Genomic DNA, 12,169 nt, shown 5'->3' with positions numbered 1-12,169 from the left:
CTGCAACCTGTTCGATGATTGCAGCGATGCGCAAGAAATGCTGCTTGCTATCGGTCGCTTGGCATGCTCCTATTTGTGACAGAGGGGGGCGCTGCTACGGCAGCAATCATCAGGATATGTGTAATGCGCCCTTCGCTCTGGGCAGATCGGCTGATGGCCCTTTCGGTCCGCTTCGTCGGGCTCGGCATCCTGGCAGCGGCCCTAGCCGCGGCGGTCGCCAGCTTCTTCTACAACAAGGCGCAGGAGGATGAGCAGGCGACCCGCGTCGCGATGCAGGTCAACGTCCGGCTGCGCGATCAGCTCGCGGTGCTCGAAGGGGTGCGCGCGCTCTATCAGTCCGACACGGCGGCGAGCGGGCCGGGAGTTCGCGCCTTCCTCGCGGCGCTGCGGCCGCAGGTGCGCGCGCCGGGGATGCAGGGGGTCGGCATCGCCGTCGCGATCCAGCAGGATACTCCCGCCGCGGCCGAAGCGCAGCTGCTCGAAAATTACGGCAGGGAGATCAAGGTCTGGCCGCGGACAAGTGAGCCGATCGGCTTTCCCATCGTCCTTGTCGAACCCGACAATGCTCGCAACCGCGGGGCGCTCGGCTACGACATGTACAGCGAATCGATCCGGCGCGAGGCGATGCGCCGCGCCTGGCAGACCGGTCAGCCGGCAGCGAGCGGGATCGTCGAACTGATCCAGGAACGTAGTGCGCAGCATAAGCAGCCGGGCTTCCTGATCTATGTGCCCGTCTACGCCAACCCGCCCGTGGCTGCAGACGCCGCGCCTTCGGCGGTGCCGCCGCCCTCGGCCGGGCAACCGATCGAGGCCTTTGTCTACGCGCCGTTCCGCATCGAGAATCTGATGCGCGCGGTGCTGGGAAACCAGCTCGATACGGTCGACGGGATCGAAGTTTATGCCGGCGAAGGCCCGTCGGCGCCGCTCGTCTTCCGTCATGGCAAGGTTGGCTGGGACGCGCATGAGGAGACGCTGCGCGTCGCCGATCGCCGCTGGACGATGCGGCTGTCCTACGGCCGCTTCATCGACCGGCTGGGCCGTCCGCTCGCGATCCTGCTGTTCGGCGCTGCGCTCGCCTGGCTCGCGGTGCAGTTGCACCGCTTGCAGCATCGCCGCCTCGGCGCGGCGCAGGCGCTGGCGGAGGAGAAGGAGCGTCATGCCGAAGATCGTGAGTTGATGATCGGCGAAATGGCGCACCGCATGAAAAACGCCTTCGCCCGCATCGGCGCGCTCGCGCGGATCACGCTGCGCGAGGTCGACAGCCTCGAGGCGTTCGAGACGAAATTCGACGGGCGACTGCGCGCATTGTCCGATTCGAAGCAGATGCTGGTTACCGGCGCGGTCGATACGGTCGACCTAGGCCGTATCGTCCGCCGCGAGCTCGACATTGCGGGCTGGGACGCACAGCGGCTTGCCGCGGTCGAAGGCCCGGACGTGCGGCTTGACGAAGAGGGCGCGCAGGCTATTGCGCTTGCCGTGCACGAACTGGTGACCAACAGCGTCAAATATGGCGCGCTCGGCGGGAAGGGCGATCTTGCGGTCGGCTGGCGCCGCGACGGCGGCGATGTCGAGCTGTCGTGGATCGAAAGCGGCCTGCCCGAAACCCCGCACATCGAAAGCGAAAGCTTTGGCACCCAGTTCATCCGCTCGCTGATCGAACGCCAGCTCAAGGGGCAATGGACCCGCGCCGCCGCCGATCACGGCCTGTCCATCGTCATTCGCTGGCCCGATCGTGTCGCCACCGCCTGATCCGCGCTGGCATATCTGGATCGATCGCGGCGGCACCTTCACCGATGTCGTCGCGCGCTCGCCGGCGGGCGCGGTCGTCACTGCCAAATATCTCTCCGAAGACCCGGCGCGCCCTGGCGACGCGGCGGTGGGTGCGATCCGCGACCTGACCGGCGCCGGGACAGGCGCGCTGCCGCCGCTCGCGGTGCGCATGGGGTCGACCGTCGCGACCAACGCGCTGCTCGAACGCAAGGGCGCGCCGACCCTCCTCGCGATCACGCGCGGCTTCGGCGATGCGCTGACCATCGGCTATCAGGATCGCCCCGACCTGTTCGCGCGCCGGCTCGACCGCACACCTCCGCCGCACGCCCAAGTTGCCGAAATCGCCGAGCGCGTCGGTCCCGACGGCGAATTGCTGATCCCGCTCGACGAAGACGCCGCGCGCACCGCGCTGCAAAAGGCGCGTGCGGCGGGAATCGACAGCATCGCGATCATATTGATGCACGGCTATCGCTATCCCGCGCACGAACGGCGCCTGGCAGAGATTGCCGCCGAACTCGGCTTCGCGCAGATTTCGGTCAGCCATGAGGTGAGCGCCCTGATCAAGTTGGTCGGGCGCGGCGACACGACGCTTGCCGACGCCTATCTGTCGCCGGTGCTGCGGCACTATGTCGGCCAGTTCTGCGCCCAGCTTGGCGACGATAGCCGTCCGCAGTTCATGAAAAGCTCGGGAGGGCTCGCATCGGCCGCGGCGTTCCATGGCCGCGATGCGATTCTCTCGGGTCCGGCGGGCGGCATCGTCGGCATGGTCGGCAGCGCCGCGCCGCTGGGCGAGGATCGCCTCATCGGCTTCGACATGGGCGGCACCTCGACCGACGTCAGCCATTATGCCGGGCGGCTCGAACGCGATAACGAAAGCATCGTCGCGGGCACGCGCATCCGGGCGCCGATGCTGCGTATCCACACCGTCGCCGCCGGGGGCGGTTCGATTTGCCGCTGGGACGGTGCGCGCCTGCTCGTCGGACCCGAAAGCGCGGGCGCCAATCCCGGCCCCGCCGCCTATGGCCGCGGCGGGCCGCTGACCGTCACCGACTGCAACGTGCTGCTCGGCAAGATTCAGCCCGAACATTTCCCCAGGCTCTTCGGACCGGCCGGCGACCAGCCGCTCGATCGCGCCATCGTCGCCGAAAAATTCGCTGCGCTGGCGGCCGAAGTCGGCGACATCACGCCCGAGGCGCTTGCGGAGGGGCTGCTAGCGATTGCGGTTCAGCAGATGGCGAACGCGATCAAACGTATCACCATCGCGCGCGGACATGATGTGACACAGGGCTACCATCTCGTCGGCTTCGGGGGCGCCGCGGGGCAGCATGTGTGCCTCGTGGCCGACGCATTGGGGATCGACCGGATCCTGCTCCACCCGCTCGCCGGGGTGTTGTCAGCCTATGGTATGGGCCTCGCACGGCCCTCGACGATCCGCGAGCGCACGCTTGCGCTGCCGCTCGGCGCGAGCTGCGTCGAACCGCTGTACCGCGCGGAGGCCGAACTCGTCGCTCAGGCGCGCGGCGATCTTGCACCCGACGTAACGGTGACGCACGAAACCCTGCTGTTCGTGCGTCTTGCCGACAGCGACAATGCGATCGAGCTGCCGACCGGAGATCCCGCCACGGTGCGCGCTGCCTTCATCGACGCCTTCCGCGGGCGTTTCGGCTATGCGCCGCATGACGATCTGGTCGTCGATCGCATCCGTGTCGAACTGACCGAAGCGGGCGGCGCGCCCGCGGCTCTTCCCGCGCCCGCGCCAGCGGCCGAGGTCGAGGCGGAAACCGTCACCGCCTGGCTCGCGGGCGGACCCTGCGCCGTCCCACTTCATCAGCGCAGCGCGCTTGCTCCCGGCCGCAGCATCACTGGCCCGGCGATCATCGTCGATCCGCTGTCGACGACCGTCGTCGAACCCGGCTGGACGGCAACGGTCGAGCCCGATGGGACGCTGCGGCTCGCAAAGCCATCGGCCATTCGTCCCGTCGCCTTGCCATCGCAAGGAGGCAGTGACGATCCTGCAGCACCCGATCCCGTGCGCCTCGAAATCTTCAACAGCCTGTTCATGGCGATTGCCGAGGAAATGGGCGGCGCGCTTCAGCACAGCGCTTCGTCGATCAATATTCGCGAACGGCTCGATTTCTCCTGCGCGCTGTTCGACGGCGAAGGGCGGCTCGTCGCCAATGCGCCGCACATGCCGGTGCATCTGGGGTCGATGGGCGAAAGCGTGCGGACCATATTGCGCCAGCGCGGTCCGGGCGCCGACGGTCGCCCGCGCGACGGACGCGGCATCCGGCGCGGCGATGCCTATGCGCTCAACGCCCCCTATGACGGCGGCACCCATTTGCCCGACATCACCGTCATCATGCCGGTGTTCGTCGATACGGGTGCCGATACCCCCGCCTTTTTCGTCGCGGCGCGCGGCCACCACGCCGATCTCGGCGGGATAGCGCCCGGATCGATGCCGCCGGGCAGCCGCAATATCGCAGAAGAAGGCATCATCTTCGACAATATGCTGATCGTCGATGACGGCCATTTCCGCGACGCCGCCGTGCAGGAGCATCTGACCGCAGGCGACCTGCCGGCGCGCAACCCGGCGCTCAACATCGCCGATCTGAAGGCGCAGGTCGCCGCCTGCCAGCGCGGCGCCAGCGGCCTTGCCGACCTCGCCGCCGCGCACGGAAGCGCGACCGTCGCCGCCTATATGGCACATGGTCAGCGTCAGGCGGAGGCGGCGGTGCGTCAGCTCGTCGCGCGGCTGGGCGATGGTCATTTCCGCTATGCGATGGACAATGGCGCCGAAGTCGTCGTCACCGTGTCAGTCGATCGCGCGGCGCGCCACGTCACCATCGACTTTACCGGCTCGTCGGCGACGCTCCCCGATAATTTCAACGCGCCGCTGCCGGTCGTGCGCGCGGCGGTGCTCTATGTGCTGCGCACGATGCTCGACGACCCGATACCGATGAACGAGGGCTGCCTGGCGCCGGTGACATTGATTGTTCCCGACGATTCAATGCTCTCGCCGCGCTTTCCAGCCGCGGTTGTCGCGGGCAATGTCGAGACCAGCCAGGTCATCACCGACGCGCTGTTCGCCGCCTTCGGCGCGATGGCGGGAGCGCAGGGGACGATGAACAATTTCACCTTCGGCAACGAGGCCTACCAATATTATGAAACGATCGCCGGCGGATCGGGCGCTGGCCTCGGCTTCGACGGCACCGCGGTGATCCAGACGCACATGACCAACAGCCGGATGACCGATCCCGAAGTGATGGAGGCGCGCTTCCCGGTGATCGTCGAGGAATTCTCGATCCGCAAAGGTTCGGGCGGTGCGGGCCGCTGGCACGGCGGCGACGGCGCTACGCGCCGCATCCGGTTTCGCGAACCGATGGCTGCGAATATTCTCGCTAATCGTCGTCGGATCGCGCCGTGCGGCCTTGCGGGCGGGGCCGACGGCGCACCGGGCCGCAACTGGATCGAGCGCGCGGACGGGACGACCGAAGAACTGGGCGCGACTGCCAGCGCGGACCTGAGCGCGGGCGACGCCTTCGTCATCGAAACCCCCGGCGGCGGCGGTTATGGCGAAGCGGAGGGGGATTAGATGCTTGTCCTGATCGGGATTGCCATCATCATCGCGGGCTTCCTGCTCCGCTTCAATCCGCTGCTCGTCATCATGGCGTCGGCGCTCGCGACGGGTCTGGCCGCCGGGCTTGACGTCACCGCGATCATCGCCGCCTTCGGCAAGGCGTTTAACGACACACGCTATGTCAGCATCGTCTGGATCGTGCTCCCCGTCATCGGCCTGCTCGAAGCCTATGGGCTTCAGCAGCATGCGCGCTCGCTGATCGGGCGGATCAAGGGCGCGACGCTCGCCCGGCTGCTCGCCTCCTATCTGCTGCTGCGCCAGGCGATGTCGGCGGTCGGGCTGACGTCGGTGGCCGGGCATCCGCAGACGGTGCGTCCGCTCGTCGCGCCGATGGCCGAAGCCGCCGCGGAGGCGCAGGGCGTCGCGCTGAGCGATGCCCAGCGCGACGAGATCCGGGCCTATGCGGCCGCGACCGACAATGTCGGACTGTTTTTCGGCGAAGATATCTTCCTCGCCATCGGGTCGATCCTGCTGATGAAGGGGCTGCTCGAAGGCTATGGCTATGTCATCGAACCGCTGCATTTCTCGGTCTGGGCGATCCCGACCGCGATCGCGGCCTTCCTGATCCACGGCTTCCGGCTGCGGCTGCTCGAAAAGCGGATGCTGCGCGCGCCGGGGCAAGGGATCGGCGCATGATCACGCTCGGTTTCGTCTATGTCCTCGCCGGACTGACCTTCGCGATCTTCGCCGCGCTCGGCCTCGGTGATCGCAGCAATCCCAAACGCTTTGGCAACGCCGCCTTCTGGGGGCTGCTCGCACTGTCGATGCTCGCGGGCGACCGGCTCGGCGATTTCGGCAACGGGCTGCTCGTGCTTGCACTCGTCGCGATCGCCGGGGCGGGCCAGATCGGCCGCGCGCCGGGCGGCGACGTGGCGGCGGGCGTGCAGGCCGAACGCGCAGCGAAATACGGCAATTTCCTGCTTGTCGTCGCGCTCATCATCCCGGCGGTCGCACTCGCCGGCACCTTCCTCTTCAAATGGGTGCCGGGGCTCGCCGATCCGAAGCAGGCGACGCTGATCTCGCTCGGCATCGGCGTGGTGATCGCGCTCGCCGTAGGCATGGCGCAGCTGCGGCCCGCGCTCTTGCTCCCGGCGCAGCAGGGGCGGCGGCTGCTCGACGCGGTCGGCTGGGCGGCGATCCTGCCGCAGATGCTCGCCAGCCTCGGCGCGGTGTTCGCGCTCGCCGGGGTCGGCGAAGTCGTCGGCGACCTGATCGGCGCCGCGATCCCGCAAGGCAGCCTGTTCGGCGCCGTCGTCGCCTTCGGGCTCGGCATGGCGCTCTTCACCATGGTGATGGGCAACGCCTTCGCCGCCTTTCCGGTGATGATCGCGGCGGTCGGCATGCCGCTGCTCATCAAGCAATATGACGGCAACCCCGCGGTCGTCGCCGCGATCGGCATGCTTGCGGGCTTCTGCGGCACGCTGATGACCCCGATGGCGGCGAACTTCAACCTGGTCCCCGCCGCGCTGCTCGAGCTGAAAAACCCCTATGGCGTCATCAAGGTGCAGATCGGCACCGCGATCCCGCTGCTCGCGGTCAATATCCTCTTCATCTGGCTGTTTGCGTTTTAGCGCCGCTTTCAAATTTCCGTTCGCCCTGAGCTCGTCGAAGGGCCATTCTTCATTCTGCAGCGTCGAAAGAGAAGAACGGTGCTTCGACAAGCTCAGCACAAACGGATAGAGAAATTCCGGTAATGACCGACCTCACCCCCGACCACGCCGTCCGCTTTGCCACCGCGACCCTGTCGCATCTCGGCCGCGAATATCCCTACAAGATGGACCTGGTGCTGAACGGGCCGGAGGACGCACGGCCCCCGCGCGAGCATCACCCGATCTTTCACGGCAGTTTCGACTGGCATAGCTGCGTCCATGGCTGGTGGCAGATCCTTCGCCTTGCGCGCCTCTATCCCGATCTTCCCGTTGCGGCCGAGATCCGCGCGCGCGCCGATGCGATGCTCGTGCCGGGCAAGGTCGCGGGCGAGCTTGCCTTTCTGGACCGGCCGATGTCGGCGGGTTTCGAACGTCCCTATGGCTGGGCGTGGCTCCTCGCGCTCCATGCAGAGGCCGAACAGCACAACGCCCCCTGGGCCGTCGCGCTCGAACCGCTCGCGCTCGCCTTTGCGGCGCGTTTCCACGCCTTCCTGCCCAAGCTCACCTATCCCTTGCGCGTCGGCACCCATTTCAACATCGCTTTCGCGCTGCTCCTCGCGCGCCACTGGGCCGCGCTCCGCGACCCCGCGCTCGTCGCGCTTATCGATGCCCGCGCGCGCGACTGGTTCGCCGGCGACCGCGATTGTCAGGCATGGGAACCCGGCGGCGACGAATTTCTCTCCTCGGCGTTGACCGAGGCGCATCTGATGGCGGTCGTGCTCGGCGACGCCTTCCCGGTGTGGTTCGAGGTCTTCCTGCCCCGCGCCGCTGCGCATCAACCCGCAACGCTTTTCACCCCCGCCACCGTGTCGGACCGCAGCGACGGCAAGATCGCGCATCTCGACGGCCTCAATCTCAGCCGCGCCTGGTGCTGGCGTGCGATCGCCGCCAAGCTCGGCGCGGCGCACCCCGTTGCCCCCGTCGCCGAAGCTGCCGCCGAGCAGCACCTCGCCGCCGCGCTCCCGCACGTCACCGGCGACTATATGGGCGAACATTGGCTCGCGAGCTTCGCGCTCCTGGCATTGGACGGCCTCGCCGATTGACAAGCCCCGGCGTGGACGCAAGAGACGGCGTAAGAGGGGAGACGGACTGCACATGAAAACCCTGCGCCCGACATCGTTCGACGTCGCCGAGCGCGCGGGCGTGTCGCAGTCGACCGTCTCGCGCGCGCTGCGCAGCAGCCCCGGCGTCAACGCCGAAACGCGCGCCCGCGTCGCGCAGGCGGCGGCCGAGCTTGGCTATGTTGTCGATCGCCACGCCTCGTCGCTCCGCCTCAAAAGCAGCGAGACGATCGCGCTCGTTACTATCTGCCGCCCAGGCGAAGACCGCAGCGCGATCAACCCTTTCTACTTTGCGCTGCTCGGCAGCATCGCCGCCGCCACCTCGGCACGCGGCTTCAACCTGCTCGTTTCCTTTCAGGAGAGCGAAGCCAATTTCCGCGCCGATTTCGTTCGCTCGGGGCTCGCCGACGCGATGATCGTCATCGGCACGACCAGCAACCGCGCCGCGTGGGATTATTTCGCCGCGGCGCAGGCATCGGGGCATGATTTCACCTGCTGGGGCAGCCCCGGCGGGGACTTCCACTGGATGCGCAGCGATAATGAGGTGGGCGGGCGCCTCGCCGCCGATCATCTCGTCGCCTCAGGCCGTCGCCGCCTCGCCTTCGTCGGCCCGCAGCGCTCGCCGCAGCGCCAGTTCGACGAGCGCCGCGACGGCTTCACCGCAGCGCTCGCCGCGCAAGGCCTCGCCCCCATCCTCGCCGAGCCGCCGCCGGCGGAAGATCGCCATGCAGAGGGCATCGCCGCCGCGCGTGCTCTGCTCGCCGCGCATCCCGACATCGACGGTATTTTCGCTGCCAGCGACATGCTCGCGCTGGGGGTGCTACAGGGGATCAAGGATATGGGGCGCAGCGTGCCCGGCGACGTCGCGCTGATCGGCTTCGACGGCATTCGCGCCGGCACGCTCGCCGACCCAGCGCTCACCACGATCGAGCCCGATCTCGACGCCGCGGGTGAGGCGCTCGTCGCCATGGCGCTGGAGGATGATGCCCACGCCCGCGACGGCACCCGCATACCCGTCCGCCTCGCGGTGCGCGGTACTGCCTGACGCGATTGTTCGGGCGGGATCGTCATCCCGAATAACAAAGCTTCGGGACCGCGGCGCTTTGTGTCCTGGTCCGGGGAAATTTCGGGCGCCGCCCGTGGACGAAAGGCCGGGTTCGCGTGCATCGTCCACCGCCACCCCCTTGCAATTCCTGCCTTCCGGCGTAAGGCGGCGCGGACATAAACCCGCGCGTGCGACTCCGCTTGCCCCGCTCTCCTGGCTTGGGCGGCCGGCCGTCATTCCCCGCCGCGCCAACATGGGGACTGCTGACCTATGACCACCACCGGCCACGACACGCTCGGAACCCGCTCGACGCTGAATGTCGGCGGCAAGAGTTACGCCTATTATTCGCTCGAAAAGGCGGCAGCAAAGCTGGGCGACGTTTCGCGCCTGCCGTTCAGCATGAAGGTGCTGCTCGAAAATCTGCTGCGCTTCGAGGACGGCGGCTTCACCGTTTCGACCGATGACGTCCAGGCGCTGGTCGACTGGCAGAAGGATCCCCATTCGAACCGCGAAATCCAGTATCGCCCGGCGCGCGTGCTGCTGCAGGATTTCACCGGCGTTCCCTGCGTCGTTGACCTTGCCGCGATGCGTGATGCGATTGCCAAGCTCGGCGGCGACACGACCAAGATCAACCCGCTCGTCCCCGTCCACCTCGTCATCGACCACTCGGTCATGGTCGACGAATTCGGCACGCCCAAGGCGTTCGAGCAGAATGTCGAGATTGAATATTATCGCAACGGCGAACGCTATGACTTCCTGAAATGGGGGTCGAAGTCGCTGTCGAACTTCAAGGCGGTGCCTCCCGGCACCGGCATCTGCCACCAGGTCAACCTCGAGCATATCGCGCAGGCGGTGTGGTCGAGCGAGGATGCCGACGGCACCACCGTCGCCTATCCCGACACCTGCGTCGGCACCGACAGTCACACGACGATGATCAACGGCCTCGGCGTCCTCGGCTGGGGTGTCGGCGGGATTGAAGCGGAAGCCGCGATGCTCGGCCAGCCCGTGTCGATGCTGATCCCCGAAGTCGTTGGCTTCAAATTCACCGGCAAGCTGAAGGAAGGCGTCACCGCGACCGACCTCGTGCTCACCGCGACGCAGATGCTGCGCGCCAAGGGCGTCGTCGGCCGCTTCGTGGAATATTTCGGCCCCGGCCTCGCCTCGCTGAGCCTCGCCGACCGCGCGACGCTCGCCAATATGGCGCCCGAATATGGCGCGACGTGCGGCTTCTTCGGCATCGACGACAAGACGATCGATTACATGCGCCTGACCGGCCGCAGCGAAGAAAATATCGCGCTGGTCGAAGCCTATGCGAAGGCGCAGGGGCTGTGGATCGTCGACGGCGCGGCGGACCCGGTTTTCACCGACACGCTCGAACTCGACCTGTCGACCGTCGTCCCGTCGCTCGCCGGGCCGAAGCGGCCGCAGGACCGGGTCTCGCTTCCCGATGTCGACGATGTGTTCAATGCCGACATGGCAAAGGTCTATAACAAGGCGCAGACGCGCGTGCCGGTCGAGGGCAAGGATTTCGACATCGGCGACGGCGACGTCACCATCGCCGCGATCACCAGCTGCACCAACACCTCGAACCCCGGCGTTCTCGTTGCCGCGGGGCTCGTCGCCAAAAAGGCCGACGAGCTGGGCCTGAAGCCCAAGCCGTGGGTCAAGACCAGCCTCGCGCCGGGATCGCAGGTCGTAACCGACTATCTCGAAAAGGCCGGGCTGCAGAAGCATCTCGACAATATCGGCTTCAACCTCGTGGGCTATGGCTGCACGACGTGCATCGGCAACTCGGGTCCGCTTGCCGAGCCGATTTCGAAGGCGATCAACGAGAATGGCCTCGTCGCCGCGGCGGTCATTTCGGGCAACCGCAACTTCGAAGGCCGCGTGTCGCCTGACGTGCGCGCCAACTTCCTCGCCTCTCCGCCGCTCGTTGTCGCCTATGCGCTCAAGGGCACGGTGATCGAGGATTTCACCACCACCCCGATCGGCACCGGCAAGGACGGGCAGGACGTTTTCCTCAAGGACATCTGGCCGACCAACCAGGAAGTCGCCGACATGGTCGCCGGCGCGGTCGACCGCGACATGTTCGAGGCGCGCTACGCGCACGTCTACAAGGGCGACGCGCACTGGCAGAAGATCGAGGTCGAGGGCAGCGACACCTATCAGTGGCGCGCTGGCTCGACCTATGTCGCCAACCCGCCCTATTTCGAGGGCATGTCGATGACGCCGGCACCGGTCAGCGACATCGTCGGCGCAAAGCCGCTTGCGATCCTCGGCGACAGCATCACCACCGACCATATTTCTCCGGCGGGCAGCATCAAGGCGGACTCGCCGGCCGGAAAATGGCTGATGGAACATCAGGTCAGCAAGGCCGACTTCAACAGCTATGGCGCACGCCGCGGCCACCACGAAGTGATGATGCGCGGCACCTTCGCCAACATCCGCATCAAGAATGAAATGGTCCCGGGCATCGAAGGCGGCATGTCGCGTTATGGCCAGGAAGTCATGCCGATCTACGACGCCGCGATGCGCCACAAGGCCGATGGCACCCCGCTCGTGGTGATCGCCGGCAAGGAATATGGCACCGGCTCGTCGCGCGACTGGGCGGCGAAGGGCACTAACCTGCTCGGCGTCCGCGCCGTCATCGTCGAAAGCTTCGAGCGCATCCACCGCTCGAACCTTGTCGGCATGGGCGTGCTGCCGCTCCAGTTCCTCGAGGGGCAGACCCGCGAGACGCTGGGCCTGACCGGCGACGACAGCTTCACCATCACGGGTATCGCCGACATCAAGCCGCGCCAGACGGTGACGGTCGAGGTCACGCGCCCCGACGGCTCGACCTTCAGCTTCGATACGCTGTGCCGCATCGACACCGCGAACGAGGTCGAATATTATATGAACGGCGGCATCCTGCACTATGTGCTGCGCAAGCTCGCGGCCTGATTGCCGCAGGATAATCGGCAACACGCGCCCGCCCCCTTACCGGGGCGGGCGTTTTCTTTGGGAA

7 protein-coding genes are annotated in these 12,169 nt (G+C 67.0%); all 7 read left to right on the top strand.

Features of this window, described 5'->3' with window-relative positions; translation table 11 throughout:
- The first annotated feature begins 123 nt into the window (after positions 1-123).
- The 7 genes from P1IM2_RS01780 (at position 124) to acnA (ending at position 12,105) form a co-directional block, all read left to right on the top strand.
- Positions 124-1,749 (top strand): CHASE domain-containing protein, encoded by a 1,626-nt coding sequence (locus tag P1IM2_RS01780; protein WP_186401246.1) that lies wholly within the window; start codon positions 124-126, stop codon positions 1,747-1,749.
- Positions 1,733-5,362 (top strand): hydantoinase B/oxoprolinase family protein, encoded by a 3,630-nt coding sequence (locus tag P1IM2_RS01775; RefSeq protein ID WP_186401245.1) that lies wholly within the window; start codon positions 1,733-1,735, stop codon positions 5,360-5,362. The genes P1IM2_RS01780 and P1IM2_RS01775 overlap by 17 nt, the downstream gene beginning before the upstream one ends.
- On the top strand, positions 5,363-6,043 hold the full coding sequence (locus P1IM2_RS01770) for a DUF969 domain-containing protein (RefSeq protein WP_062901126.1): 681 nt from the start codon (positions 5,363-5,365) through the stop codon (positions 6,041-6,043).
- Positions 6,040-6,978 carry a DUF979 domain-containing protein gene (locus P1IM2_RS01765; protein ID WP_062901125.1) on the top strand — a complete coding sequence of 313 codons (939 nt, stop codon included), beginning with the start codon at positions 6,040-6,042 and terminating at the stop codon, positions 6,976-6,978. Before P1IM2_RS01770 ends, P1IM2_RS01765 begins: the two co-directional genes overlap by 4 nt.
- A 122-nt stretch (positions 6,979-7,100) precedes the next feature.
- Positions 7,101-8,099 carry a DUF2891 domain-containing protein gene (locus P1IM2_RS01760; RefSeq protein ID WP_186401244.1) on the top strand — a complete coding sequence of 333 codons (999 nt, stop codon included), beginning with the start codon at positions 7,101-7,103 and terminating at the stop codon, positions 8,097-8,099.
- A 52-nt stretch (positions 8,100-8,151) separates the two neighbouring features.
- A complete protein-coding gene (locus P1IM2_RS01755; protein ID WP_062901123.1) occupies positions 8,152-9,162 on the top strand; it encodes a LacI family DNA-binding transcriptional regulator in 1,011 nt (336 codons plus the stop codon).
- Between the two features lie 270 nt (positions 9,163-9,432).
- Positions 9,433-12,105: an aconitate hydratase AcnA gene (gene acnA / locus P1IM2_RS01750; RefSeq protein WP_062901122.1), complete on the top strand. Its 2,673-nt coding sequence runs from the start codon at positions 9,433-9,435 to the stop codon at positions 12,103-12,105.
- The last annotated feature ends 64 nt before the right edge of the window (positions 12,106-12,169 follow it).

It is taken from the genome of Sphingopyxis sp. P1IMeth2, from assembly GCF_900185685.1.
GTDB classification, from domain to species: domain Bacteria; phylum Pseudomonadota; class Alphaproteobacteria; order Sphingomonadales; family Sphingomonadaceae; genus Sphingopyxis; species Sphingopyxis terrae_A.
Note: the sequence above shows the minus strand (reverse complement) of the source record. Positions and strands in the feature narration are given on the sequence as shown.

Bases quoted from the DNA above. Each gene is read 5' to 3' on its own strand.
- P1IM2_RS01780 (WP_186401246.1), top strand. From the start codon at position 124: ATGCGCCCTTCGCTCTGGGCAGATCGGCTGATGGCCCTTTCGGTCCGC.
- P1IM2_RS01765 (WP_062901125.1), top strand. From the start codon at position 6,040: ATGATCACGCTCGGTTTCGTCTATGTCCTCGCCGGACTGACCTTCGCG.
- P1IM2_RS01770 (WP_062901126.1), top strand. From the start codon at position 5,363: ATGCTTGTCCTGATCGGGATTGCCATCATCATCGCGGGCTTCCTGCTC.
- acnA (WP_062901122.1), top strand. From the start codon at position 9,433: ATGACCACCACCGGCCACGACACGCTCGGAACCCGCTCGACGCTGAAT.
- P1IM2_RS01760 (WP_186401244.1), top strand. From the start codon at position 7,101: ATGACCGACCTCACCCCCGACCACGCCGTCCGCTTTGCCACCGCGACC.
- P1IM2_RS01755 (WP_062901123.1), top strand. From the start codon at position 8,152: ATGAAAACCCTGCGCCCGACATCGTTCGACGTCGCCGAGCGCGCGGGC.